Raw genomic sequence first — 24,311 nt, 5'->3', positions numbered from 1 at the left:
AAATCTCATAGGTTTAAAGCATTCTCTTTAACTGGTTGGCACGGTGTGATGTTGGCCAGACTATCAATTAGGTTGCATCTCACATCAACGCCTATTTTCGGGACGGATGCTTTTCCTAAATCGTCCCAGGCGCGCGTCGGACCGACTACTTGTTAAAGCTGATGAAAGCTACGATGTCGTCAGGCTGTCAGAGGCGAGACGTCGACTGGAAGATGCGGCGATCGGGCCGCGTTTCGTTCAACGAAGGCGTCGATTGGTAGCTTCGCCGTGGATGGCTGGCATTTTCGCCGTCCCGAGCACGGCGATCGGCGACGAGGGGCGACCCACTGGCACAACACGGCGGGGCGCGTGGATGGAGATCGGGCCGCGTCCCGCTGATTATTAGACAGCCTTGAGCCCGGCTGCCGCCTTCAGAGTGGAACCCCGCCGGTACCGGTGCTGGGCGAGCCACTCGGAGCAGCTGGGGTGGTGGGCGTGGTCGGTGTCGTCGGAGTAGGGGAAGTGCCCCGGGTGGTCTGACCCGACCCACCTTCGCTTGGCGCAAAACCTCCCTTCAGTGCGTCCTGCATTAATTTCTTTCCTCCGTCCCTCTCCTCCTGCACCCGCTGTTGTTCTTGCCCGCTCAAAATGCATCCCTGAAGGACGCCGGCGGCACTTAGGAGCACTGCCGAAAGTGTGATGGTGTATCGGATACGCCTGGCTTGAATTGGCATGTTCGCATGGTCCTCAAAAAGTTTAATGCGCGTTTTGCTCGACGCATCGCGCTTGGGAATTTCAACCAGTTGTCCGTGATTTCCGTCCTCAGTCAGGACGTGATGTCGGGCCGGCAACAGCCGTCGTGGCTATCAGGCAATTGTTTGTGCAATATTTGAGAATTGAAAAAACCGGCGTCGTAATTGATCCGAACGAGCGGCTGGCGCGGCTGACTCTCGAGCGCTTCTACAGATATTCTGATGGCCGCTGGTGGCCTAGACGGCCGCGACGGAACCGATGCTGCGAAGCACAAAATCAGGAATGATTTGTTTCCCGTACAATCGCGACACATGCGCGATCATGTTGCGCATGACGTTTGCACGACCCTGTTCCAGAGCTACGTGGCGCGCAGAGGTGAAGTAGAGATACTCGATCGCGCCGGCAGCGTGATCGGGACCAAGTGCCGCAAGTGCGTGTTCCAAGGCATCCGACAATCTTTGATCGGGCGCCGCGACCATCCAGCCGATCATCAGGCGAATCTGAGGCGGGCAATCCGAGCCGAGGTCAGCCATGTCGGTGGCCCGTGCTGCCGAAGACGCACTGTGGCCTGCAGCCAGCATTGCGATACACTTCAGGACCCTCATGTGGCGGTGAAATTCGGAACCCGGTTCGGCCACTCTAATGCCTTGATCGAAGATTCCGACAGCTTCATCAAAACGCCCGCGGGCATATCGCAGCTGTCCGAGAATGGGCAGACCGGCAGTGGAGTCTTGGGTGCGGGTGAGGGCGCTCTCGACAATTTCCTCGGCGAGGTCAAGATGGCCCCGGTTGATGAAGTAGAGAAGCTTGGCGGCGCCCAGCATCAGCAGCGGTTTGTCCTCGATTTCGGGCAGGCAGTCCAGGACGGTCGCTTCGATCTCGCTCTCTATGCGATCGCGTTCCTCCAGGCTCATGCCGTCATCGAACGGACTGGTCAGGACAAGGCGCGCAAAGAGATGCAAGCCCCATTGAATCGCGGCGTCGGCATCGAAGGGGTCCTGCGAGCGGCCTTTAGCAAGTTGCTCGCCGCTTGCCAGCCACTTCGGATTCGAGGTCGAAAGCAGGTCTGAGGCCCTTCGGAGCCGGGCTTCAGGCGTTTCATCCAAGGGTATGCCGAGCCCGTTGGAGGCCTCTTCGAGGGCTTGTTGCAAAGTATCGACAACGCCTTGAGATACGCGCGTCGCCTCGTTTGCGAATGAGATATTATCTGTGACATCGAGATGCAGACGAAACGCTTTCACGATCCGCTTTGACGGCATTTCCCGCAGAGTGGCCGCACAATTGAGGCGGCCAGTGTCGGCATGAAAACTCACCTGCAGGAAATAGCGCGACTTGTCATAGGCAGAGAGAAGATTTCTGTCGGCAACAATGACCCTGCGGCCGATGCCGATACCTGCAGCAATCAGGTCGCTAAGTTTGTCCATCAAGGACAGGCCTTGTTGACGGAGCGGATGATTCTGAAGCTCGAAGCTTGGGCCGATGACCAGGAATGCATCGATCGGACCCCGGCGAGATGGCGTCGCGATCCAGACGTAACCCTCGCCATATTGGGTGGCGATATAGATGGGTGATTTTGCATTATCACCCAGCTTCAGCCGCAACCTGTTGACCAGAAAATCGATATTGCGATCGGAGGAATCGGAGCCCGGCTGAGCGATCTCATCTAGCAGACGGCTGCGAGTCATAAGACGTTGCGGACTGCTGGTGAAAGCGAGCAGCAGGGCGCGCTCGTTTCTGGTGAATTGGATAGTCTGCCCGTTGCGATGGGCAAACATGCAAGCTTCGTCGATTGTCAGATCCCCAAAATGGAGAGTTTTTGCCTTGCCTGTATCCGCAAACGAAATCATGTCAATTCCAACCGCCTGACCAGCGATCACCGCAAATCGGGCGATTGAGCGGCTTTACACCGAAAATATTCTGCAAGCCTATAAGACGAGTTTGCGCGAAACAACATACGTCGTTTGACAGAAGCGATCGCCTGATCTCAGCGTAGATGGTCGAGCGGTGACGACCGAGCTGGCGGGCCATCTCATTGATCGGAACCTTGCGCTCGACCAGGTGATGAAGGCGACGACGATCGGCCAGGGTCAATTGCGAATAGCAGCGGGACATGCCAAAATTTCCAAAGTGAAGCCATGGAAATCATTGGCATGTCGCACTTGGAAATAGAATGTACCTGCTACAAGAATAGATCGCATAACATAGATTATGGAACCGAAACCAATATTCAAACCCGTTCTCGAACCTCAGGCTTCCAACCCACTACTGCGCCGCCTGCATCTCCGGCTGTGGCCACCGCTGGAGTGCTTCCCGTCCGGCATCCGTCAAGCCGTAGACGCCTCTGTCGAGTCGTTCGAACCAGCCATAGACATTGGACAGCAGGATCTTGCCGGCTTCCGGTACACCGCACCTGATATCACGAACGCGTAGCGGCCCCGATGCCAGCGCCGCCGCGCAGCCGAGCGCCTGTTGGCGATATGCCGTCATGAGCGGCGTGCGCGTGCTGCCGCCAAGCGCTGGGTCGCCGCGGCGTTTCTGGTGCTCGCGCATCAGCCGCGATCGGCGCTTCGGATTGGTTCGCGGCATTGGCGATACGGAGCCGACGATGATGCTGACGTCGCCGGCGTCCGAAATCCCGAGCATGCCGATGCCGAGTCTCCGGCAAAGATCGCGATAGCGTTTATCGGCTTCCCGGCCTTTGCCCTTGGCTGAAATTCGCGCAGCAATCCAGACCTCGTCCGATATGGCCGCGCGATCGACGCCCTGCAGGATGAGCTCGAGATTGAAGCTGAGCTTCAGCTCGCAGACTACGACAACAGGCGGATCGTCATCACTCAGGCCGACGAGATCGCAGCCGCCGACTTCGCCCTTGACGACATAACCTGCCTTTTCGAGGAAGCCTTTCACGGGCAGATAAAGCGAAGTTTCCATGGGCCTGCGGATCGAAGAAAAGAATCGTTCCATAATCTACATCGATCCGATGATACGGGACACCGCATCGATGGCCATCAACCGGATTACACGTAATGACCGTGGATGGTCATCAACGCACCCCTTCGCAGGTTGACGGAAAACCCTCAAGACGCTAGCACGCTCGAAGCGTATCCCGGGGGTAATTCAATATGGATATTTTCACAGCGGCCGGTTTGACGGCCCTGCTGCAGGTCATTGCTATCGACCTTGTTCTCGCCGGCGACAATGCTGTCGTTATCGGCCTTGCTGCTGCCGGCCTGGAAGCCGCGCAGCGCCGCAAGGCAATCATTGTAGGCATTCTGGCGGCAACGGTGCTCCGCATCCTGTTCGCTTCCGTGGCCGTCTATCTGCTGGCAATCGTCGGATTGCTGCTTGCCGGCGGCTTGCTGCTGCTCTGGGTCTGCTGGAAGATGTGGCGCGAGCTGCGTGCCGGCCATGGTGAAGAACATGCGGCCGAAGCCGGTGCATCGGCGCCGAAGAAGACCTTCTTCCAGGCTGCAACGCAGATCGTCATCGCCGACGTTTCCATGTCGCTCGATAACGTCCTGGCCGTTGCCGGCGCCGCTCGCGAGCATCCGAGCGTACTGGTTCTGGGCCTTGGTCTCTCCATTGCGCTGATGGGCATCGCTGCGAACCTCATCGCACGGCTGCTCAACAAGCATCGCTGGATCGCCTATGTCGGCCTGCTGATCATTCTCTATGTCTCGCTGGACATGATCTACCGCGGATATATCGAGGTTGCCCCTTATATCGGCAGCTGAACCTCGACCTCGAAGCTCATCTGATCAAACGCCGGCGCTACATGGTCCGGCGTTTGCGCCGTGACCACATCATAGTCGAGCGGCGTATGCATGTGCGTCAGGATTGCCCGTCTGGGCTTAAGCCGCTCGATCCAGTCGAGTGACTGTTCCAGCGAAAGATGGCTGGGATGGTAAGCATATTGCAGGGCATCGATGATCAGCATGTCGAGCCCCTGCAGCTTCTCCACCGTCTGCGGCGGAAAATCGCTGACATCGCTGCAATATGCCACATCCCCGATGCGGAACCCGAGTGAATGGATGTCGCCGTGCTGCTGCAGATGCGGCTTGAAGGCGATCGTTCCGCCTGGCCCATGGATTTCGATGGGCTTTTCCAGATCCTCGATTACGATCGGCAGCGCGATCGGCGGATAGTTGCTGCCGGGTGGTGTTTCCAGGCAATAGCCGAAGGCGTCGCGCAATCGGTCCATGGTGAACTGATCGGCAAAGATCGGCACGCGCCGGCGGGTATTGTGGAAATAGCCACGCAGATCATCGATGCCGTGGATATGGTCTGCATGCGGATGGGTGTAGAGGACTGCGTCGACATGATCGACCCCTGCCCTGATCATCTGCTCGCGAAAATCCGGCCCCGTGTCGATGACGACGGTCGTTGCAGCGCCATCATCAGAAAACTGCTGCACCATAAAGGCGGCGCGTGTTCTTCTGTTCTTTGGATTGTCCGGATTGCAGGCGCCCCAGTCGCCGGTGATGCGCGGCACACCGGGTGACGACGAACAGCCGAGAATGGTGAACCGCTGTCGCCGTGACACGCCGCTAGATCCTCGGCATCTTCGAAAACAGCCTGAACGCGTTGTCGGTGGTGATCCGCGCGACTTCCTCGTAGAGAAGGCCGATCGTATCAGCCAGTACCTCGGCCGTATTCACTACGTAGGATGGCTCGTTGCGCTTGCCACGCCAGCGCTTGGGCGCCAAGTATGGTGCATCCGTTTCGACGAGCAGCCGGTTATGCGGAATCGTCTTTGCGATCTCGCGCAGTTCCTCCGATTTCGGAAAGGTCAGGATGCCCGAAAAGGAGATGTAGCCGCCGAGCTCGACCCCGGTCTTCGCAAGCTCGGGACCGGCCGAGAAGCAATGCAGAATGAAGGGGAAGGCCCCCTTCCCTGTTTCCTCGGTCAGGATCGCCGCCATGTCGGCATCGGCGCTGCGGCTGTGAATGACGAGCGGAAGCTGCGTCTCGCGTGCCGCCGCAATATGGCGACGAAAACCGGTCTGCTGGTCTTCGGGCTTCTGCGTGTCGTAGAAATAGTCGAGACCCGCCTCGCCGATCGCGACGACCTTGTGATGGGCATTGGCGAGCCGCACCAGATCTTCCGTCTGGATATCCAGCTCGTCGCCCGCATTGTTGGGATGCGTGCCGACCGAACAGAAGACGGAAGGGTATTTTTCGGTAATGGCAAGCAGCCCGTCGAGCTTGCGCACGCGAGTGCAGATCGTCACCATCTGCGCGACACCGGACGCATGGGCGCGCGCGACGATGTCGTCGCGCTCGGCCTCGAAATCGGCAAAGTCCAGATGGCAATGCGTATCGACCAGCACGGCTTTAAGCCTCCGGAGCCATGTAACGCGGGAAGACCGGCTTCGGCGCTTCGAGCGGCGTTCCCGGCACTAGACGGCCGGCCTCACCAAGCGCTGCGAAGTCGCGTTTATCCGCAGGCGCGGCGACGAGATCGAGCAGTTTGCCAGCCGATTCCGGCATGAAGGGCTGCAGCAAGATGGCAATCTGGCGCACGACTTCGGCAGTCACATAGAGCACGGTGCCCATGCGTGCCGGATCGGTCTTCTTCAGCGCCCAAGGCTCCTGGCCGGCGAAATAACGGTCGGTCTCGGAGACGACGGCGATAATGGAAGCCAAAGCGCGATGGATCAGCTGCTTGCCCATGTCTTCGCGCGTCGAGACATGCAGTGCGTCGGCCTGCGCCAGCATCGCCTTGTCCTCATCGGTCAGTGGTCCGCATTCCGGGATCTTGCCGTCGCAATTCTTGACGATCATCGACAGCGAACGGCTGGCAAGGTTACCGATGCCATTGGCGAGATCGGAATTGATGCGCGTTCCGATCGCCTCTTCGCTGTAGCTGCCGTCCTGGCCGAAGGAGACTTCGCGCAAGAAGAAATAGCGCACCTGGTCGAGGCCGAAATGGTTCACAAGATTGACCGGATCGACGACATTGCCGAGCGACTTCGACATCTTCTCGCCCTTGTTGAGCAGGAAGCCGTGGGCAAAAACGCGCTTCGGCAGCGGCAGCTTCGCCGACATCAGGAAGGCCGGCCAGTAGACGGCGTGGAAACGGATGATGTCCTTGCCGATGATATGCACGTCGGCTGGCCAGTATTTCGCCCGCGGTCCGTTCCTATCTTCGATATACCCCGTGGCTGTAATATAGTTCGTCAGCGCGTCGACCCAGACATACATGACATGCGAGGGATCGTTCGGTACCTTGATACCCCAGTCGAAGGTGGTGCGTGAGATCGACAGGTCCTTGAGGCCCGACTTGACGAAGGAAATCACCTCGTTGCGGCGCTCGGCCGGGCCGATGAAATCGGGGTTTTCCTCGTAGTGCTTCAGCAGCCGGTCCTGGTATTCTGAGAGCTTGAAGAAATAGCTCGCCTCTTCCACCCATTCGACTGGCGTGCCTTGCGGCCCGTAGCGCACGCCATCGGCGCGCAGCTCCGTTTCATTTTCCTGGTAATAGGCTTCGTCGCGCACCGAGTACCAGCCGGCATAGGAATCCTTGTAGATGTCGCCATTATCGGCCATCAGGTTCCAGATGTTGCGCGAAGTCTCGTGGTGACGTTCCTGCGTGGTGCGGATGAAGTCGTCATTCGAAGCATTGAGCAGCTTCGCCATCGCCTGGAATTCGCCGGAATTGCGGTCGGCAAGTGCTTGTGCCGTGATGCCTTCAGCACGCGCTGTCTGCTGCATCTTCTGGCCATGCTCGTCGGTACCCGTCAGAAAGAAGACATCCTTGCCGTCGAGGCGCTGGTAGCGCGCCATGGCATCGGTTGCGATCAGCTCATAGGCATGGCCGATATGCGGCTTGCCGTTGGGATAGGAGATCGCGGTCGTGATGTAGAAGGGAGTCTTGTCTGTCATGGCGGCCAATTCCGGCTTACTCTATAAAAATCGTCAGCCGCTATTAGCGCATGTCTCGCACAAGCGAAACATCAAGTTTGGCAGCCGCCGACGATTTCCGGGCCACGTATTGATGACCTTGACTCGCGTTCTGGCGCAATCTACCCCTTCTGTCGCAAGAGAGCGGGGCGGTAGCGAAGTGCCATTTTTCATCGATCGGAATAGTCATGGCCGCGCGCCCTCGGAGGCGCGTATTTGACGTTCGAGCCTCTCTATTCTCTCTCTGGTCTCATGGTAGGAGCGCTGGTCGGCATCACCGGCGTCGGCGGCGGTTCGCTGATGACACCTCTTCTGGTGCTCCTTTTCGGTGTCCATCCGGCGACCGCCGTCGGGACCGATCTTCTCTACGCAGCCATCACCAAGACAGTCGGCACGGCTGTTCATGGCGTGCATGGACGTATCAATTGGAAGATCGTCGGCAGTCTTGCGGCCGGCAGCGTCCCTGCCGCGCTTTCGATGCTGTGGCTGATGGCCGGCGTCGACCGCAAGAGCATTGGCGTCGCAAATACCATCACCACCGCCCTCGGCTGGCTACTGGTCATGACCGCAATCATGCTGGTTTTCCGTAGCCAGATCCTCGAATTTGCCCGTCGCGCCATTGGCCAGCGCATGCCGCCGAAACCGGCGACCATCGCCATCTTCACGGTCGTTCTCGGTTTCGTGCTCGGTGTGCTCGTTACCCTGACCTCCGTCGGCGCCGGCGCCCTGGGCGTCACGATCCTGCTTGTCCTCTATCCGCGGCTCGATGTGCGTGAGATCGTCGGCTCCGACATTGTCCATGCAGTGCCCCTGACGCTTATCGGCGGCACGGGTTACTGGCTCATCGGAGAGATCGATTGGTCGATGCTGCTTGCCCTGCTCGTAGGCTCCATTCCCGGCATCGTTGTCGGCAGCCTTCTCGCACCGAAGCTGCACGAGCGCACCATTCGTATTGTGCTTGCCATTACGCTGGGGATTGTTGCCTGGAAGCTGCTGACGGGTTGATCAGGCGCGGGGCTGCTTGATCTCCGAAAGCACTTCCATGATCGTCTGTTTGCGGTCGAGATTATAGGCGTCGGAGATGGTGAGCTTCTCGGTGATTTCGGAATAGAGCCGCGCCAGCCGCTCGGCTGCCGCAATCTGCCCTTCACCGGCGGCAAGACGCGCGCGGTTCATCACGTCATCGCCCACATGGCTGACGAAGAAATCGAAGATCGTATCAGCTTCTTTGCCCGAAAGCGCATCCGCAAGGCGGTGCATAGCCTTGCGTGCCGCTGGCCCCTCGGAGAACAGAACGTCGTTATAGGCCTGAATGATCTCGCCGCCGCCGTAGTTCAGCAGTTTCAGCGCCTCGCCGACGCTGCCCTTTGCGGCGGAAAGCAGGGCCTGCCCATCCCCCTGAATGCCGAGATGGGCAAGTGCTGAAACCAACGCACTATCATCAATGGGTGCAAGCTTCAGCGGCAGGCAGCGCGACCGGATCGTTGGCAAGAGCTTTCCCGGCGCATGAGACAGGACAAGGAACATCGCCCGCTTCGGCGGCTCCTCGAGGATCTTCAGGATGGCGTTTGCCGCATTCCGGTTCATGTCGTCGGCGGGATCGATGATGACGATGCGCCAGTTGTTGGTGCCCGAGGTCTGCGAGAAGAACTTGCCGGCCCGGCGTACCTCATCGACGGTGATCGCCGATTTGACCTTTCCAGTCCTCTCGTCGACCGGACGAGCGAGATGCAGGAGATTGTGCGAGGCGCCTGAGGCGATCTGCCGGCTGACAGCAGATCCGAGATCCGGATCGGCAATGCGTTCCGGCGCGGTGGCCGGATCGGGATGCGATAGAATATGGTTGGCGAAGCGGAAGGCCAGTGTCGCCTTGCCGATGCCCTCGGCCCCCTCGATCAGGATCGCATGATGGCCCTTGCCGGAGCGATAGAATTGAGCCAGGAAATCCTCGGCATCTTCATGCCCGAAGAGCTTCGTGTTCTCGGCCGGCCAGATGGCGCCGTCGAGCAGTCCTGGGCTGTCCTCACTCATGATGCGCCGCTTCCGGCATCCGCGCTCCGGCCGATGGCTTCAGCAACTGCTTGACGATGGTAAGTATTTCCGCGGCAATCGCCTCTTCCGGCTGCGTGGCGTTGACGACATGGCAGCGCTCAGGCTCACGCGCGGCGATATCGAGATAGGCTTCGCGACGCTTCTCGTGCGTCTCGAGCGTCTCCTTCTCAAAACGGTCGGGGCCGTCGGGGTTTCGCTTGACGACGCGCTCCAACCCCAGCTTGGCTGGAATATCGAGGATCAGCGTACAGTCAGGCATCACACCGTTGATGGCGATTCGCTGCAGTGTTTCGATGAAATCCGGTTCCAGATTGCCGGTAACACCCTGATAAACGCGCGAGGAATCCATGAAGCGGTCGCAGAGCACGATCTTGCCGTTCGAAAGAGCGGGCCGGATGACCTCTTCGACGTGGTCGTTGCGGGCGGCGGCAAAGAGGATCGCCTCCATGCGAGTGCCGAACGCTTCTGCCGCACCGGACAGCAGCACATGGCGCACCGCTTCGGCGCCCGGCGAGCCTCCCGGCTCCCGGGTCAACAGCACGTCATGGCCTTCGGCCTCGAGGGCCTTGGCGAGGCGGCGGATCTGCGTGGATTTCCCAGCACCCTCTCCGCCTTCAAACGTAACGAACAAACCCTTACCGGACGACAATGATACTTTCCTGCATTCTGAGCGCCACGCTCTTACTCTATCTATCCGAAGATGTTGCGGAGTGAAACCTTTTGCCACGGCGACATATTCGCCTTCCCCGGCAAATTACGGCTGTATTGGCCTCGAGAAAAGGTATCAGCTCTGCTCGGGCTTGTCCCACAGCCAGGAGAAGAACAGCGACTCGCCAAGTTCGAGCAACGCATCGACTGCCCGGCTGGTGAGCGATCCCACTTCCACGGATTGCGCCGTATAGAGCGGGACCTCACGCAACATCCTGTTGCCGGAAACAATGCGCAGTGTTCCGACTTCCGTGTCGGCCTTCACGGGGGCTATCAGAGGCCAATGATAGACGATGCGGGCCGCAAGCCGGTCAGGATTGTTGATGGGAACATAGACGCTGACCGGTGCCTTGGCGACGAGATCAACGGTGCGCGCCATGCCGCCATAAACGCTTGCAGCACCGATGACTTCCTTGTCGGCAAAGACCTGACGGCTCTCGAAGGCTGTGAGCCCCCATTCCAGCACCCGCTTGGCCTCCTCCGTCCGTTCCTTGTCCGAGGCGATGCCGGCAAGCGCCACGAAGAGGCGCCGTCCGTTGCGCTGCACCGAGGCGACGATCGAATAGCCCTCCCCTTCCGTAAAGCCCGTCGCCAGGCCGTCCGCGCCGAGATCCATGCCGAGCAGCGGATTGCGATTACGCTGGAAGATCCTGTTCCACTCGAAATCAGGCTGGGCGAAATAGGAATAGAGATTGGGATAGGATGTCTGCAGATCGGTGGCGAGCGTCACCAGTTCCCTGGCCGTCACCTTGCTTTTGCCATCGGGGATTCCGGTTGAATTGCCGAAGACGGCCTTGTCCATGCCGAGATCGCGTGCGCGACGCGTCATCGATGCCGCAAACTGGTCTTCGCTGCCGGCCATGCCCTCGGCAAGGATGATGCAGCCATCATTGGCGCCTTGGATCGCCACACCCTTGATGAGGTCCTCGACACGAACCTTCGATTTCAGCGCTGCAAACATCGTGGCCGCACGTGAGGGCGCGCCGCCGGTGCGCCAGGCATATTCGGAAACCGGATATTCGGTATCGAGCGAAATCTGCCCCTTGCTGACGGCATCGAAAACGAGATCCATCGTCATCAGCTTCGCAAGCGCGGCAGGCGCGAAAACTTGGTTCTCGTTCTTGGCGAGAAGTACAGTGCCGGTAGAAGCTTCGATCATATAGGCCTGCGCGGCCTTGGTGACGAAGCCGGCCTCTGTGCCCTCTGCGGCAATGGCTGCGGAAGCTGGCAAGAGCAGGCATGCAAGGAGGCGAAGCAACGGCTTCAACATCGCAATTCCCATTGATCGTGCGGGTTGATTCAGGAGGGTAAAGCGAGCCGGAAGCCGATGCAATTACACTTTGTCGTGGGGCTTTATCGCGCCTTTGCGCTGCCGCCATTCTGGCGCTTGAAGGAGGCGAGAATGGATTCCTGCGTCAGCCCGTCATTGCGCACCATCACGGCATCGAACGCGAGCGGAACCTTCACGGTGACCGCCTCCTGATAGTTCATCGCAAGCGATGTGCCCTTCGACCAGCTGTTCGGGCGTTCAAAGGGAATGGGTCCGATTTCCGGCAGGATCACGGCCTGTTCCATCGCCTGCACCCCATTGGAGAAAGCCGGGGGCGGCTGCAGAAAATGGCCGCCTGCCGGCGCTCGCATCGGCATGGGGGCCGGAGCCGGTGTCGCATTATATTTGGCGCTCGGCGAGTTGCCGGCATAGGCAGCGGACGAGAATGGCACCGGTACGCTGTCAGGAGAAGGGTCGGAATAGCCGCCGAGGCTCTGCAACTGGTCGCCGGTGATCTTCTTGCTGTTGGAGGCAACCATCACGCCGGTCGCGATCTGTCCCCCGCCCGGATAGATGCCCGGAAGACGGCTGCCCTTCGGAACATAGGAAGCCATCAGATAGGGCATGTCATGACCGTCGAGCGGCGCCTTGCCGACATACTGAACGCGAACCTTGCCGGTGCCGCTGTGCTGCAGGTCGAGCATGGAAGCCGTCTTGTTTGAAAGGTCGATGATGCGGCCTTCGTGATAAGGGCCGCGGTCGTTGACGCGCACGATGATGGATGAACCGGTCTCGACATTGGTCACGCGCGCATAGCTCGGCAGCGGGAAAGTCGGATGCGCGGCGGAAAGATGCATCTGGTCGTAGACTTCGCCATTCGCTGTCAGGCGGCCGTGGAAGGCCGAGCCATACCAGGACGCGATGCCGACCTTGTTATAGGAGTAGTCCTCCCTCGGGTAATACATCTTGCCCTTTACGACATAGGGATCGCCCACCATGTAGCGGCCACCGCCCTTGGGGATATTGTTGCCGTTGGCAACACGCGGGCTGGCTTTGACGCCATATTCGCTTTCGGAGAAATATTCCTTGCCGTGGGATTTCTTCTTGGGAACCGCCTGCGTTGTGCCGCAAGCCGCCACCGTTGCGCACACGGCTGACAATGCCAGCCACCGTGCCGCCGTTGCGAAAGACGCCGCCCCGTAATTCAATTTCATATGCCCCACGCCACCAAAGACCGCTATGGTTAAGGAACTCATTCATGAATGAGTTGAAGTGCCTTATTCCGTGCCTTCCTAACGAGACTTTAATCTTGTGGATATCGTGGCGAATTTGCGAACGATTTCGGCACGATAGCGAGAATTCTAATGATTATGGTTAACATTTGGTTGATTTTAACCTGTGCTGGAATGAAATCGCGCATGTATTTCCGCATGTTGAACCGTTTCGGATCGTGACAGTACCTTCCGGCTAGCACGATGGTCCTGACCCGCAGTAGGACACATTATGGCAGTTTATCTGTCAGAACTGTCAGAGCACATTGACGCTGAAGTCCGAACCGCTATAAAGCCTGCCGAACCGCGATTTGGCCGTCGGCAGAAGGAGTCCTCGTCAAAAACGAGAGCCTGTCAGCAAAGACGACCGGATCAACTGGATGGAAGAGTGTCCGAGTGGTTTAAGGAACCGGTCTTGAAAACCGGCGTGCGGGAAACCGTACCGTGGGTTCGAATCCCACCTCTTCCGCCATAAAATATTGAATTTATTAAGTATTTTTCTGTGGCCGAGATCCTCGTCGCTTGTTCCGGCGGAGATGACCCAGCTACGCGCATCAAATCGTATTTAATCATCCTCTTGATTTTGGGATAAGTTCGCCCGAACGATATCCGAAAGCTGGATTGCGTTGTCCAGGCTCCAAAACAGCGAGTCCGATGGCGCGGTTGGAGGATGGGGGGATTTGCATGGCGGAGGTACTAGACCTCGACTGCGTGGTCGTGGGCGGAGGGGTCGTGGGGCTTGCGGTCGCGCGCGAACTTGCAATTTCCGGCCGCGATGTGGTTTTGCTTGAGGCGGAGCCGATAACCGGCAGCATCACATCGGCCCGCAACAGCGAGGTCATCCATGCCGGGCTCTACTATGCCACCGGCAGCTTGAAGGCTGAGCTCTGCGTTGCCGGGAAACACCGGCTTTACGACTATTGCCGGGAACGAAATATTCCCCACAGGACCTGCGGCAAACTCGTTGTCGCTGCGAGTGAGGAGGAGGTTGGATATCTTGAAAAGCTGTCGAGGCAGGCCGCCGCAAATGGCGTCGAAGACTGCTATCTGATCGATGCTGCGGAGCTTGCTCTCAGGCAACCACAAATCAGGGGCTTTGCAGCGCTTGTCTCGCCGTCAACCGGCATTATCGACAGCCATAGCCTCATGCAGGCCTACATCACGGATATAGAGGCCAACGGCGGAACCATCATCTGTAATTCCCCCGTCATCGACGGTGAATTCACTGCCGACAAGGTTCGCCTCGCAGTCGGCGGTCGCGATCCGGTAGCGATCGAAATACGCCTTGTGGTCAATGCCGCTGGCCTGAATGCCTGGGCCTTGTCAGAAAGCCTGTCCGGCCTGGACGCCGGCACTATCCCCTCGCGTCACTACGCCAAGGGATGTTATTTCGGCCTGACCGGCCGTGCACCCGCAACACAGCTGATCTACCCGGTCCCGGAAGCCGGTGGTCTCGGAGTGCATCTGACACTCGACCTTGCTGGCCAGGCGCGCTTCGGTCCTGATGTCGAGTGGATCGAGACGATTGACTACGACGTCGATCCAGGCCGGGCGGATAAGTTCTATTCCGCAATCCGCCGCTATTGGCCCGATCTGGTGGATGGCGCGCTACAGCCCGCCTATTCAGGCATCCGTCCGAAGATCGCCGGCCCGGCTGCGGGCGGCGGTGGTGACTTCGTAATTCAAGGGCCGGAGCAAACCGGCCACCCAGCCTATGTGGCGCTTTACGGAATTGAGAGTCCCGGCCTGACCGCTTCGCTCGCCATCGGGCAGAGCGTCGCGCGACTTGCCGAATAGAGAGCCTTCTGTCGTCCGCTGCTTTACAGCTGCTACCACTTCGTCTCAGTCCGCTGTGCGTTTCTTTCTGCCGCGTTAGCTATGCGGCAAGAGCCGTAGAGGTCGTATCAACAAAAGCCTCTTCTTTGTTAATGCAAATGAGAAAGCTGCAGTTCCAGATGAATTGATATGAGATGTAATGCATGTTGCGTCGAAAAATTTTTACTTAAATTTCATGCTTAACTACTCGTTAACAAGCAGCTTGCGCAGTTGAGGCGATGAACTATGCTTGTTCCCAATAAGGAGAGGATTTGATGTTCGAGAAGAGTTTGCTGATGCCGGTTGGCTTTGCCGCATTGGCCTTTTCCGGCCTGATGTTTCAGATTGCGGCTCATGCGTTTATCGCGCCGGTTACAGTACTTCATCCCTGACAGCGCTAAGCCGCTGCCATACTGGAACTTTTTTCAATTGCGCGCGTTCTATCCCACGTTTTATCCAGGAGGGAGATTGTCATGGAAAACGAAGGTGTAGGTTGGATTGCAGCTATCATTATCGGCGGTTTCGCCGGATGGCTGGCGGAGAAGTTCATGCACAGCAATATGGGCGTGTTCATGAACATATTGCTCGGCATCATCGGCGCGATCGTCGCCAACTGGATTCTCGGTATCCTCCATGTCCAGCCGTTGACCGGCTGGCTCGGATACCTGATCACGGGCTTTGTTGGCGCATGCATCCTGATTGCGATCGGGCGTCTCATCCGCCGCTGACCTGACACGAAGAGATTGCCAAATAAAGATTAAAGGCCGGACGTCATGCGTCCGGCTTCTTTCGTCTATCGGCGGCTGAGGAGACCGAAGAGATAGGCGACACCTGCCGTAATGGCGATTGCTGTCAGCGGCTCTTCACGCACCTTGTCGCGGACACGCTCGGTCATGATGGAGGCTTCGTCGGTCACTGCGGTCTTTGCGCCCTGCCCCAGCGCGATCACACTCTCCGAAAGGCGGGCCAGATCCTCGCGCAGCGCAGCTACCTGCGCGGACAGATCTTCGGCGGCAACTTCGGCCTTGACGCGCGCAGCGGTGGATTCGGCGGAAGCGGGTTTCAATTCAACCATGGTCTGCTCCTGTTGATGGAATGCCGCTTCAACGAAGTGAGGACTGTAAAGGTTCCGCAATCAAGCATCTTTTGTCGCTCGAGGCGGGCAGCGAGCGCGTGTGCAAGTCCCGCAAGCTTTTCATGCGACAAGCCTTCATTTCCTCGCAGCTTTGTTTTATGGAACGACGAATGTCTGCCCTCTGGGCCAATGATAATGCGAGGTTTGCGTTTCCATGTTCCATCTTCTGAGAAGAGCTGCTCAGACCTGGGTTGCCAAGCTGCTCCTGCTCCTGCTCGTCGCCTCCTTCGGTATCTGGGGTGTATCGCGGGAGCTGATAAGCGGCGGCAACAGCACGACGGTTGTCACCGTTGGCGACCAGCATGTGGACGTCAATGAATTCCGCCTCGCCTATCAGCGCCAGGTGGCCCAACTCGGTCAGCAGTTCGGCATGCGCCTGACGCCCGAGCAGGCGCGCGCCTTCGGCGTTGAACAGCAGGTCCTCGCCCAGCTCGTTGCCGGCGCCTCGCTCGATCAGCTTGCCGATGAGATGGGCCTAGGCCTATCCGAAGACCGCCTTGCCCAGCTAATCGGCGACGATCCGGCTTTCAAGGCAGTCAACGGCCAGTTCGACCGGTCGCTCTTCACGTCTCGTTTGCGCAATGCCGGCATCCGCGAAGACGACTACATCAAGGATCGCAGCAAGCAGGCTGTCCGCAGCCAGATCATCGAAGCCGTTGCCAACGGCTTCCAGGCGCCTGCGACTCTCGTCAACGCGCTGAAACTCTACGGCAACGAGAGCCGCAACGTCGATTACCTGCTGCTCACCAACGCCAATATCGAGCCGATCAAGGCGCCGGCCGAGGATGTGCTCTCCAAGTGGTTCGAAGACGCCAAGCAGCGCTACCGTGCGCCGGAATACCGCAAGATCGCCTATCTGAAGCTTCAGCCCGACGATATCGCCGATCCGACAACCGTTACCGACGACCAGATCAAGGAGGCCTTCGACAAGGCCAAGGCGACTTACACGACGCCGGAAAGCCGCACGCTGGAACAGCTGACCTTCGCCAGCAAGGATCTCGCCAATGCGGCCGAAACCGCGCTGAAGAGCGGCACGAGTTTCGACCAGCTCGTCACCGATCAGGGCAAGACTGCGGGCGACGTGCTGCTCGGCGAATTCACCAAGGACAAGGTTCCCGATCAGGCTGTTGCTGACGCTGCGTTCGCGGTGAAGGCGGATGGCGGCACCACGCCTGTCGTCGACGGTACTTTCGGTCCTGTGATCCTGCGCGTGACCAATATCAAGCCGGAGACCACGAAGAGCTTCGACGAGGTCAAGGAGGAGCTCCGCAAGCAGCTTGCTGTCGCCAATGCGTCGCAGGAAGTCATCAATGTTCACGACCGTATCGAGGATATGCGCGCCGGCGGCACATCCCTCGAAGAGATCGCCAACCAGCTCAAACTGAAGGCTGTCGTCATCGACGCCGTCGACATGACGGGCGCCGACAAGGACGGCAACCCGGTCAAGGATATCCCGGTCCAGCAGCAGCTTCTGCCGGAAGCTTTCAAGACCGATGTCGGCGCCGATGCTGTCGCCATTTCCGTCGGCAATGACGGCTATGTCTGGTTCGATGTCCGCGACATCATGCCGGAGCGTGAGCGTCCGCTTGCCGAAGTGCGTGACAAGGCGGTTCAGGATTGGACAGCCGAGCAGCAGAAGGCCGAGCTTGCCAAGAAGGCCGACGAGCTGAAGGCTCAGGCGCAGAAGGGCACCTCGCTTGCCGATATCGCCACCCCGCTTGGTATCGCCGTCGAAAGCAAGAGCGGCGTCACCCGCTCGACCGACGACCCCGTTCTCGGCCGCGCCGCCGTCAACGCCGCCTTCTCCGGCCCTGTCGATACCGTCGCAGCAGCCGTCGGCGCTGACCCGAGCACGCAGATCCTGCTGAAGGTGACCGAGGTCAACGACGAACCGACGACCGATGCCTTGAACAACCGCGATCAGCAGATCGCTACCATCGCAAATCAGGCTGGTGACGACATTCTCGATCAGATGGTCAACCTGTTGCAGAGCCAGTACGGTACACAGGTCAACCAGAAACTCGCCGAACAGGCGACCGTCCGCTAGGGGGAAGCGACGCATGACCGATCTGAAGCCGCTTTTGGCCAAGGCAGCAAGCCGCGAGCCCCTGACCCGCGACGAGGCGCGCCAAGCCTTCGACATCCTGATGTCCGGCCAGGCAACGCCTTCGCAGATCGGCGGCTTCCTGATGGCGCTTCGCGTTCGCGGCGAGACGGTCGATGAGATCGTGGGCGCCGTCACCACGATGCGTTCCAAGATGCTGCGTGTTGTCGCCCCTGCCGACGCGATCGATATCGTGGGCACGGGCGGTGACGCCAGCGGCACCTACAATATCTCGACGCTGGCGGCGCTGATCGTCGCCGGCGCGGGTGTTCCGGTCGCCAAGCACGGCAATCGCGCGCTGAGCTCGAAATCCGGCGCCGCCGACAGCCTTGCCGCGCTCGGCGTCAATCTCGAGGTCACCCCGGAAATGATTTCGCGCTGCATTGCCGAGGCCGGGGTCGGCTTCATGTTCGCGCAGCAGCATCACTCCGCCATGCGCCATGTGGGCCCGACTCGCGTCGAACTTGGCACGCGTACGATCTTCAACCTGCTTGGTCCCCTTTCCAATCCGGCCGGCGTCAAGCGCCAGCTTCTCGGCGTCTTCGCGCCGCAATGGGTCGTGCCGCTCGCCGAAGTCATGCGTGATCTCGGCTCGGAAAGCGTCTGGGTCGTTCATGGCGATGGCCTCGATGAAATCACCACGACGGGCAAGACCAGCGTCGCCGCCCTCGAAAACGGTCAGATCCGCACCTTCGAACTGTCGCCGGCCGATTTCGGCGTGGCGCCCTGCGTGCTTGCCGACATCAAGGGTGGTGACGGCACTGTGAATGCCGCCGCACTTCGCGAGGTGCTTGCCGGCGCCAAGAACGCCTATCGCGATATTGCGCTCGCCAATGCCGCCGCCTCGCTCGTCATCGCGGGCAAGGCAGAGACGATCCGTGACGGCATGAAGTTTGCAACGGAATCGCTCGACAGCGGCGCAACGGCATCTGCGCTCGATAAACTGATCGCCGTATCCAACGATATCGACTAGGATCGTCTCATGACCGATATCCTGAAGAAAATCGAAGCCTATAAGCGCGAGGAAATCGCTGCCGCCAAGGCAAGGACATCGCTTGCCGATCTCAAGGCCATGCAGGCCGGTCAGTCCGCGCCGCGCGGCTTCCACAAGGCGCTCGTCGCTAAGCGCGATGCCGGAGAATTCGGCCTGATCGCCGAGATCAAGAAGGCAAGCCCCTCCAAGGGCCTCATTCGTCCGGATTTCGATCCGCCTGTTCTTGCCAGGGCTTACGAAGCCGGTGGTGCTGCCTGCCTTTCCGTGCTGACCGATACGCCAAGCTTCCAGGGCGCACCGGAGTTTCTGACGGCAGCGCGCGCCGCCTGTGCCCTGCCCGCGCTGCGCAAGGATTTCATGTTCGAGACCTATCAGGTCCATGAAGCCCGCGCCTGGGGTGCCGACTGCATCCTGCTCATCATGGCCTCGCTGAGCGATGACGATGCCGAGCGCCTGCAGGACGAGGCCTTCTCGCTTGGCATGGATGTGCTTGTTGAGGTCCACGATGCGCCGGAAATGGAACGTGCGCTCAAGCTTTCATCGCCGCTCGTCGGCATCAACAACCGCAACCTGCGCACCTTCGAAGTCAGCCTCACCGTCAGCGAAAAGCTGGCTGCCATGGTCCCTGACGATCGTCTTCTGGTCGGCGAAAGCGGCATCTTCACCCATGAGGATTGCAAGCGTCTGCAGACCGTGAGGATCAATACCTTCCTCGTCGGCGAAAGCCTGATGCGTATGGATGACGTCGCGGCCGCCACACGCGCGCTGCTGACAGGCGAAGCCGCAATCGCGGCCGAATGAGCATGAGCGGCGAAAAGCCAGGCCTCACCCATATCGCTGCCTCCGGCGAGGCGCACATGGTCGATGTTTCCGACAAGGCCGAGACCGTGCGCATCGCCACTGCCGAGGGCCATGTGAAAATGGCGCCTGAGACGCTTTCGCTCATTCGTCAAGGCAATGCCAAGAAGGGTGATGTCATCGGTACTGCTCGCCTTGCCGGCATCATGGCCGCCAAGCGCACGGCCGACCTCATTCCACTCTGCCATCCCCTGATGCTGACAAAGGTCACGGTCGAGATCGAGGAAGATGCCGCCCTGCCCGGCCTGCGGGTCACGGCCACTGCCAAGCTCACAGGCAAGACCGGTGTGGAGATGGAAGCGCTGACTGCCGTCTCCGTCGCGTGCCTGACGATCTACGACATGGCCAAGGCCGCCGACAAGGCCATGGAAATCGGCGGTGTCAGGCTGCTTGAAAAATCCGGCGGCAAATCCGGAGATTTCCGCCATCCGGAGGCAAGATGAACCTTTTGCCGGTCGCCGAGGCCCTAAGTCGCCTGCTGTCCAGCGCCACGCCCGTCATGGGGTCCGAAACGCTGCCGCTCGCCGAAGCTGAAGGTCGCGTTCTGGCCGTCGATCTGACGGCAGGCCTGACCCAGCCGCCTTTCAATTCCTCGGCGATGGATGGCTACGCACTGCGCCGTGAGGATGCGCCGGAGCCGGGCGCCGTGCTGAAGGTCATCGGCACGTCCTCCGCCGGCCATGGTTTCGAGGGAAGCGTCGGTCAGGGCGAGGCTGTCCGCATCTTCACTGGTGCCCCCGTCCCTCCAGGCGCCGATAGCGTGTTGCTGCAGGAGGATGCGGAGAAGATCGAGTGTGGCATCAGAACCAAATTCCCTGTACGGCAAAACCAGCATGTGCGCCCGCGCGGCCAGGATTTCGCTGAAGGCGAAGTAGTATTGCCTGCTGGCACTGTGCTGGATTTTTCCCGGCTGACGGTCGCTGCCGGTATGAACCGCGCTGATGTCGAGGTGCTGCGCCGCCCGCTGATGGCGATCCTCGCAACCGGCGACGAATTGTTGCCGCCCGGGAGCACGCCCGGCCCATCGCAGATTATTGCGTCCAATACGTTTGGTATTGCGGCCCTTGCCCGCAAGGCCGGTGCGGACGTGCTCGATCTCGGCATCGTGTCCGACGATAAGGCTGAGATTGCCGCGACGATCGACAAGGCACGCAATGCCAAAGTCGATGTCATCGTCACGCTCGGCGGCGCTTCGGTCGGCGATCATGATCTGGTGCAGGCCACGTTGATCGAGGCCGGCATGCAGCTCGATTTCTGGCGCATCGCTATGCGCCCGGGCAAGCCGCTGATGGTCGGCAGCTTCGGCAAGACGCACGTCCTCGGCCTGCCTGGCAATCCGGTCTCAAGCCTCGTCTGCTCGCTGCTCTTCCTCGAACCGCTGATCCGTAGGCTCGCCTCGCTGCCGCCGGTTCAGCGCGAGACAACTGTGGAAACCGCCGTGACACTGCGCGCCAATGATCACCGGCAGGATTATGTCCGGGCAAAACTTTCGAAATCGGCGGCCGGTGGCTGGCTGGTCGAACCCTTCGACAAGCAGGATTCGTCGATGATGAAAACCTTCGCCTATTCGGACTGCCTCATCATTCGCCCGCCACATGCGCCGGAACTGCCGGCAGGAACCACCTGCCCTGTCATGCTTCTGCGGCCGGATCTCCTCGCCTGATATTTCCTGACGTTACCGCGATCCGGTACCATCATGTTATGATCGAAAAGCCGCTGGGCCGTTTCGTCAGGGCTGGAAGTCGGCATAGCGTCTGATGACAAGCCTTCGCCTCGGTTCACCTCAACCGGAAAACCGCGCTATTGGCGGTCGGGTTGTCCTTGGCTCCGCCGAAATCCGGCACAGCATAGTCTGCAACCTGCAATAGGGAGCTCGTTGGAAGAGGCGCCCTGCCCGGATCGCCGATGAGCACATCGAGACCGGCCGTGCGGCAGCGTTGAAGGAAAGGCAGAACACGCAACGCCAACGCCGGGTCATAGAAGATATCGCCGGCAACGATGATGTCGGCAGAAGGCGGCGCGTCGTCGATGATGTCGCCCAGTTGCGTCCCGATCACGACATCATTCGCTGCGGCATTCAGCCGTGCCGCGGCAATCGCCTTCGCATCGATATCGACGGCCAGCACGTGCGCTGCACCGCATTTCATCGCCGCGATGGCGACGAGGCCGGAGCCGGTGCCGAGATCGACGACACGTCTGCCGGTAACCGTTGCGGGGTGGTCGAAAAGATAGCGGGCAAGCACCGCACCACCCGCCCAGGGATAGGCCCAATAAGGTGGCAGATCGGAATCGTCAGCCATTGCAAGACGATAGAGACCGCTTCTTGGAGTCGCTATATGCAGCTGTATATCAGAGATGAAAGGCACGCCGGAAAGCGGCAGGCTCGCCCGGATGAAGGCCGTTAGGTCGAGACGATCATCTGCAGAAGCCGGTCTCATCTGGGATTGCCTGCCTTCGTTGCGAAAGGCCTCACCGGCTGGCCGCCAACTGCCTCAGCGGTCCTTTTTCTTGCCGAACTTTGCCTTGCCGCCATCGAATTTGGCGCCTTCGAACTTGTTGCCACCTTCGAACTTGTTCTTGGAGCCTTCAAATTTGGGCTTGCCCGGCTTCTTCGTCCAGGGCTTGTCGTCCCGGCGCTCGGCGCCGGCTGGCCTGTCTTTTTGGAACTTACCGTTCTGCTTATCGCCGCGGAAACGATCATCGCTACGCTCTTCGAAGGATTTCTTTGCGTAGGCCGGCTTACTGAAATCGGGCGTGCCGTTCAGTCTGTTGACGCGGATTCCGCGCTCCATCGTCTTGTTCGGGCCGAGCGCACCGAAAAAGCTGTCCGCGCTATCGGCGGCGATTTCTATGAAGGTCTCGTCTGGCTGCATTTTGATGGCACCGATTTCCCGTTTGGTCACGTTGCCGGCGCGGCAGAGCATCGGGATCAGCCAGCGCGGTTCGGCGTTCTGCTTGCGGCCGACGGAGACAGAGAACCAGATGCTCGGGCCGAAATCATCGCGCGGTCCCTTTTGCGCCGGCGCGAATTCGCGCGGCTCGCCGTCGCGGCGCTTGCGTGCACGGTCATCCTGGACCGGGACTTCGATCAGGTCTTCCGGAGCCGACTGGTTGGCGCGATAGAGACGCACGAAAGCGGCGGCAAGAGTCTCGGCGCCGTGGCTCGCGATGAGCTTCTGCACCAGATCCTGCTCTTCTTCCTGCGGCTTGTCGGCGAAGATCGGGTCGGCGAGCAGCCGCTCGTCATCACGCTCCGTCACTTCTTCCACGGAGGGCGGCCGTGCCCAAGTGGCCGCAATACCGGCATTTTCGAGAAGTCGCTCAGCCTTGCGGCGCACGTTGAGCGGCACGATGAGCGCGCTTACACCCTTGCGTCCTGCGCGACCCGTACGACCGCTGCGGTGCAGCAGCGTTTCCGGATTGGTCGGCAGATCGGCATGCACGACGAGATCGAGGCCTGGCAGGTCGATACCGCGGGCCGCGACATCGGTCGCGATGCAGACGCGCGCACGACCATCGCGCATGGCCTGCAGCGCATGGCTGCGCTCGTTCTGCGTCAGTTCGCCCGAGAGCGCCACGACATTGAAATTGCGATTGTGGAACCGCGCTGTCAGGTGATTGACGGCCGCACGCGTCGAACAGAAGACGATCGCATTGCGCGCCTCGTAATAGCGCAGCACGTTGATGATAGCGTTTTCACGGTCGCTTGGAGAAACGACGAGCGCACGATATTCAATGTCGATATGCTGCTTTTCTTCCGCCTGGGTGCTGATGCGCACGGCGTCGCGCTGATAGCTCTTGGCGAGCTTGGCGATCGCAGCCGGAACCGTTGCCGAGAACATCAGGGTACGGCGCTCATCGGGCGCCGCTTCCAAGATGAATTCCAGGTCTTCGCGGAAGCCGAGATCGAGCATCTCGTCCGCCTCATCCAGCACGGCAGCCTTGAGTTCGCTCATATCAAGCGCATGGCGGCGGATGTGATCGCAAAGGCGTCCCGGCGTGCCGACGACGATATGCGCGCCGCGCTCCAGGGCACGCCGCTCGCTGCGAATATCCATGCCGCCGACGCAACTGACGATTACGGCGCCAGCCATTTCATAAAGCCATTCCAGCTCACGCTTCACCTGCAGCGCCAGTTCCCGCGTCGGCGCAATCACGAGAGCAAGGGGTGCGCCCGCCGGCGCGAAGCGCTCGGCGCCTTCAAGCAGCGTCGGTGCAAGGGCCAGCCCGAATGCAACGGTCTTGCCCGAGCCGGTCTGGGCGGAAACGAGAGCGTCCGATTCCGCGAGTGCCGGATCGAGCATCGCCTTCTGGACGGGGGTGAGTTCGGTATAGCCGCGCTTCTGCAACGCCTTGGCGATCGCCGGAGAGACGCCGTTATAGTCAGTCATGTGTTCGATCTTTCGGAGCTGTCAGGCGCGTAACGCGCCGTCGCCGGATCGTCCGGCCGAAGAGTTGGGCCGTTCCTA

General features: G+C 59.9%; 21 protein-coding genes, 1 tRNA gene and 1 pseudogene. 10 read left to right on the top strand and 13 right to left on the bottom strand.

What is annotated here, in order from left to right; all coding sequences use genetic code 11:
- Positions 1 to 968: 968 nt before the first annotated feature.
- The 3 genes and pseudogenes from FHT78_RS18860 to FHT78_RS18850 form a co-directional block, all read right to left on the bottom strand.
- The gene (locus FHT78_RS18860) at positions 969 to 2,609 is read right to left on the bottom strand and encodes a winged helix-turn-helix domain-containing protein (RefSeq protein WP_183747210.1); all 1,641 of its coding nucleotides are present in this window, start codon (positions 2,607 to 2,609) and stop codon (positions 969 to 971) included.
- Positions 2,610 to 2,706: 97 nt separating this feature from the next.
- Positions 2,707 to 2,844, bottom strand: a pseudogene (locus FHT78_RS18855) (helix-turn-helix domain-containing protein); the annotation flags it as partial.
- A 150-nt stretch (positions 2,845 to 2,994) separates the two neighbouring features.
- Positions 2,995 to 3,663, bottom strand: a complete 669-nt coding sequence (locus FHT78_RS18850) for a DUF2161 domain-containing phosphodiesterase (protein ID WP_183747207.1) — start codon at positions 3,661 to 3,663, stop codon at positions 2,995 to 2,997.
- 191 nt (positions 3,664 to 3,854) lie between these two features.
- On the opposite strand from FHT78_RS18850, the gene FHT78_RS18845 reads away from it, so the two are divergent.
- Positions 3,855 to 4,466 carry a TerC family protein gene (locus FHT78_RS18845; protein WP_183747204.1) on the top strand — a complete coding sequence of 204 codons (612 nt, stop codon included), beginning with the start codon at positions 3,855 to 3,857 and terminating at the stop codon, positions 4,464 to 4,466.
- On the opposite strand, the gene FHT78_RS18840 is transcribed toward FHT78_RS18845, so the two are convergent.
- The 3 genes from FHT78_RS18840 to metG are packed head-to-tail and all read right to left on the bottom strand — an operon-like array spanning position 4,451 to position 7,617.
- Positions 4,451 to 5,275 (bottom strand): MBL fold metallo-hydrolase, encoded by an 825-nt coding sequence (locus tag FHT78_RS18840; RefSeq protein ID WP_183747201.1) that lies wholly within the window; start codon positions 5,273 to 5,275, stop codon positions 4,451 to 4,453. The genes FHT78_RS18845 and FHT78_RS18840 overlap by 16 nt on opposite strands.
- Before the next feature lie 4 nt (positions 5,276 to 5,279).
- Positions 5,280 to 6,062 (bottom strand): TatD family hydrolase, encoded by a 783-nt coding sequence (locus tag FHT78_RS18835; RefSeq protein WP_183747199.1) that lies wholly within the window; start codon positions 6,060 to 6,062, stop codon positions 5,280 to 5,282.
- A 4-nt stretch (positions 6,063 to 6,066) separates the two neighbouring features.
- Positions 6,067 to 7,617 carry a methionine--tRNA ligase gene (gene metG, locus FHT78_RS18830; protein WP_183747196.1) on the bottom strand — a complete coding sequence of 517 codons (1,551 nt, stop codon included), beginning with the start codon at positions 7,615 to 7,617 and terminating at the stop codon, positions 6,067 to 6,069.
- A gap of 234 nt (positions 7,618 to 7,851) precedes the next feature.
- Here metG and FHT78_RS18825 point away from each other — a divergent pair, with 234 nt between their 5' ends.
- Positions 7,852 to 8,640, top strand: coding sequence for a sulfite exporter TauE/SafE family protein (locus FHT78_RS18825; protein WP_183747193.1), 789 nt, complete (start codon positions 7,852 to 7,854; stop codon positions 8,638 to 8,640).
- On the opposite strand, the gene FHT78_RS18820 is transcribed toward FHT78_RS18825, so the two are convergent.
- From FHT78_RS18820 to FHT78_RS18805, 4 genes are all read right to left on the bottom strand, one after another.
- Entirely contained in the window at positions 8,641 to 9,666 is a 1,026-nt protein-coding gene (locus tag FHT78_RS18820) for a DNA polymerase III subunit delta' (protein WP_183747190.1), read from the bottom strand. It lies immediately after the preceding gene.
- Positions 9,659 to 10,336, bottom strand: a complete 678-nt coding sequence (gene tmk, locus FHT78_RS18815) for a dTMP kinase (protein WP_183747187.1) — start codon at positions 10,334 to 10,336, stop codon at positions 9,659 to 9,661. Before tmk ends, FHT78_RS18820 begins: the two co-directional genes overlap by 8 nt.
- Before the next feature lie 135 nt (positions 10,337 to 10,471).
- Positions 10,472 to 11,665 carry a D-alanyl-D-alanine carboxypeptidase family protein gene (locus FHT78_RS18810; protein WP_183747185.1) on the bottom strand — a complete coding sequence of 398 codons (1,194 nt, stop codon included), beginning with the start codon at positions 11,663 to 11,665 and terminating at the stop codon, positions 10,472 to 10,474.
- Positions 11,666 to 11,748: 83 nt separating this feature from the next.
- On the bottom strand, positions 11,749 to 12,879 hold the full coding sequence (locus tag FHT78_RS18805) for a septal ring lytic transglycosylase RlpA family protein (RefSeq protein WP_183747183.1): 1,131 nt from the start codon (positions 12,877 to 12,879) through the stop codon (positions 11,749 to 11,751).
- A gap of 439 nt (positions 12,880 to 13,318) precedes the next feature.
- Between FHT78_RS18805 and FHT78_RS18800 the strand changes: the two genes are divergently transcribed.
- The 3 genes from FHT78_RS18800 to FHT78_RS18790 all read left to right on the top strand — a co-directional run bounded on the left by FHT78_RS18800 (position 13,319) and on the right by FHT78_RS18790 (position 15,479).
- Positions 13,319 to 13,408, top strand: a tRNA-Ser gene (locus FHT78_RS18800).
- Between the two features lie 212 nt (positions 13,409 to 13,620).
- Positions 13,621 to 14,733: an NAD(P)/FAD-dependent oxidoreductase gene (locus tag FHT78_RS18795; protein WP_183747180.1), complete on the top strand. Its 1,113-nt coding sequence runs from the start codon at positions 13,621 to 13,623 to the stop codon at positions 14,731 to 14,733.
- 491 nt (positions 14,734 to 15,224) lie between these two features.
- Positions 15,225 to 15,479, top strand: a complete 255-nt coding sequence (locus FHT78_RS18790; protein ID WP_183747178.1) for a GlsB/YeaQ/YmgE family stress response membrane protein — start codon at positions 15,225 to 15,227, stop codon at positions 15,477 to 15,479.
- A 65-nt stretch (positions 15,480 to 15,544) separates the two neighbouring features.
- Here the strand turns inward: FHT78_RS18790 and FHT78_RS18785 are convergent, their stop codons facing one another.
- Positions 15,545 to 15,826: a hypothetical protein gene (locus tag FHT78_RS18785; RefSeq protein ID WP_183747175.1), complete on the bottom strand. Its 282-nt coding sequence runs from the start codon at positions 15,824 to 15,826 to the stop codon at positions 15,545 to 15,547.
- 214 nt (positions 15,827 to 16,040) lie between these two features.
- On the opposite strand from FHT78_RS18785, the gene FHT78_RS18780 reads away from it, so the two are divergent.
- From FHT78_RS18780 to glp, 5 genes are read left to right on the top strand one after another with little or no spacing between them, the layout of a single operon-like run.
- Entirely contained in the window at positions 16,041 to 17,933 is a 1,893-nt protein-coding gene (locus FHT78_RS18780; RefSeq protein ID WP_183747172.1) for a SurA N-terminal domain-containing protein, read from the top strand.
- A gap of 13 nt (positions 17,934 to 17,946) precedes the next feature.
- Positions 17,947 to 18,963 (top strand): anthranilate phosphoribosyltransferase, encoded by a 1,017-nt coding sequence (gene trpD / locus FHT78_RS18775; RefSeq protein WP_183747169.1) that lies wholly within the window; start codon positions 17,947 to 17,949, stop codon positions 18,961 to 18,963.
- 9 nt (positions 18,964 to 18,972) lie between these two features.
- Positions 18,973 to 19,785, top strand: a complete 813-nt coding sequence (gene trpC, locus FHT78_RS18770) for an indole-3-glycerol phosphate synthase TrpC (protein ID WP_183747167.1) — start codon at positions 18,973 to 18,975, stop codon at positions 19,783 to 19,785.
- Positions 19,786 to 19,787: 2 nt separating this feature from the next.
- On the top strand, positions 19,788 to 20,285 hold the full coding sequence (moaC, locus tag FHT78_RS18765; protein ID WP_183747165.1) for a cyclic pyranopterin monophosphate synthase MoaC: 498 nt from the start codon (positions 19,788 to 19,790) through the stop codon (positions 20,283 to 20,285).
- Positions 20,282 to 21,505 carry a gephyrin-like molybdotransferase Glp gene (glp, locus tag FHT78_RS18760; protein WP_183747163.1) on the top strand — a complete coding sequence of 408 codons (1,224 nt, stop codon included), beginning with the start codon at positions 20,282 to 20,284 and terminating at the stop codon, positions 21,503 to 21,505. The genes moaC and glp overlap by 4 nt, the downstream gene beginning before the upstream one ends.
- A gap of 115 nt (positions 21,506 to 21,620) precedes the next feature.
- Here the strand turns inward: glp and FHT78_RS18755 are convergent, their stop codons facing one another.
- Both FHT78_RS18755 and FHT78_RS18750 read right to left on the bottom strand, forming a co-directional pair.
- Positions 21,621 to 22,280: a 50S ribosomal protein L11 methyltransferase gene (locus FHT78_RS18755; protein ID WP_183747161.1), complete on the bottom strand. Its 660-nt coding sequence runs from the start codon at positions 22,278 to 22,280 to the stop codon at positions 21,621 to 21,623.
- A gap of 54 nt (positions 22,281 to 22,334) precedes the next feature.
- A complete protein-coding gene (locus tag FHT78_RS18750; RefSeq protein WP_183747159.1) occupies positions 22,335 to 24,233 on the bottom strand; it encodes a DEAD/DEAH box helicase in 1,899 nt (632 codons plus the stop codon).
- Positions 24,234 to 24,311 lie beyond the last annotated feature (78 nt).

Origin of the sequence: Rhizobium sp. BK196, from assembly GCF_014193255.1 — a bacterium.
In the GTDB taxonomy this organism is placed as follows: Bacteria; Pseudomonadota; Alphaproteobacteria; order Rhizobiales; family Rhizobiaceae; genus Rhizobium.
This window is presented reverse-complemented; position numbering and strand designations above follow the sequence as displayed.

Excerpts from the sequence above, each read along its gene's own strand:
- FHT78_RS18850 (WP_183747207.1), bottom strand. The coding sequence starts at position 3,663 with ATGGAAACTTCGCTTTATCTGCCCGTGAAAGGCTTCCTCGAAAAGGCA.
- FHT78_RS18845 (WP_183747204.1), top strand. The coding sequence starts at position 3,855 with ATGGATATTTTCACAGCGGCCGGTTTGACGGCCCTGCTGCAGGTCATT.
- metG (WP_183747196.1), bottom strand. The coding sequence starts at position 7,617 with ATGACAGACAAGACTCCCTTCTACATCACGACCGCGATCTCCTATCCC.
- FHT78_RS18820 (WP_183747190.1), bottom strand. The coding sequence starts at position 9,666 with ATGAGTGAGGACAGCCCAGGACTGCTCGACGGCGCCATCTGGCCGGCC.
- FHT78_RS18810 (WP_183747185.1), bottom strand. The coding sequence starts at position 11,665 with ATGTTGAAGCCGTTGCTTCGCCTCCTTGCATGCCTGCTCTTGCCAGCT.
- FHT78_RS18805 (WP_183747183.1), bottom strand. The coding sequence starts at position 12,879 with ATGAAATTGAATTACGGGGCGGCGTCTTTCGCAACGGCGGCACGGTGG.
- FHT78_RS18795 (WP_183747180.1), top strand. The coding sequence starts at position 13,621 with ATGGCGGAGGTACTAGACCTCGACTGCGTGGTCGTGGGCGGAGGGGTC.
- FHT78_RS18790 (WP_183747178.1), top strand. The coding sequence starts at position 15,225 with ATGGAAAACGAAGGTGTAGGTTGGATTGCAGCTATCATTATCGGCGGT.
- FHT78_RS18785 (WP_183747175.1), bottom strand. The coding sequence starts at position 15,826 with ATGGTTGAATTGAAACCCGCTTCCGCCGAATCCACCGCTGCGCGCGTC.
- FHT78_RS18780 (WP_183747172.1), top strand. The coding sequence starts at position 16,041 with ATGTTCCATCTTCTGAGAAGAGCTGCTCAGACCTGGGTTGCCAAGCTG.
- trpD (WP_183747169.1), top strand. The coding sequence starts at position 17,947 with ATGACCGATCTGAAGCCGCTTTTGGCCAAGGCAGCAAGCCGCGAGCCC.
- trpC (WP_183747167.1), top strand. The coding sequence starts at position 18,973 with ATGACCGATATCCTGAAGAAAATCGAAGCCTATAAGCGCGAGGAAATC.
- moaC (WP_183747165.1), top strand. The coding sequence starts at position 19,788 with ATGAGCGGCGAAAAGCCAGGCCTCACCCATATCGCTGCCTCCGGCGAG.
- glp (WP_183747163.1), top strand. The coding sequence starts at position 20,282 with ATGAACCTTTTGCCGGTCGCCGAGGCCCTAAGTCGCCTGCTGTCCAGC.
- FHT78_RS18755 (WP_183747161.1), bottom strand. The coding sequence starts at position 22,280 with ATGAGACCGGCTTCTGCAGATGATCGTCTCGACCTAACGGCCTTCATC.
- FHT78_RS18750 (WP_183747159.1), bottom strand. The coding sequence starts at position 24,233 with ATGACTGACTATAACGGCGTCTCTCCGGCGATCGCCAAGGCGTTGCAG.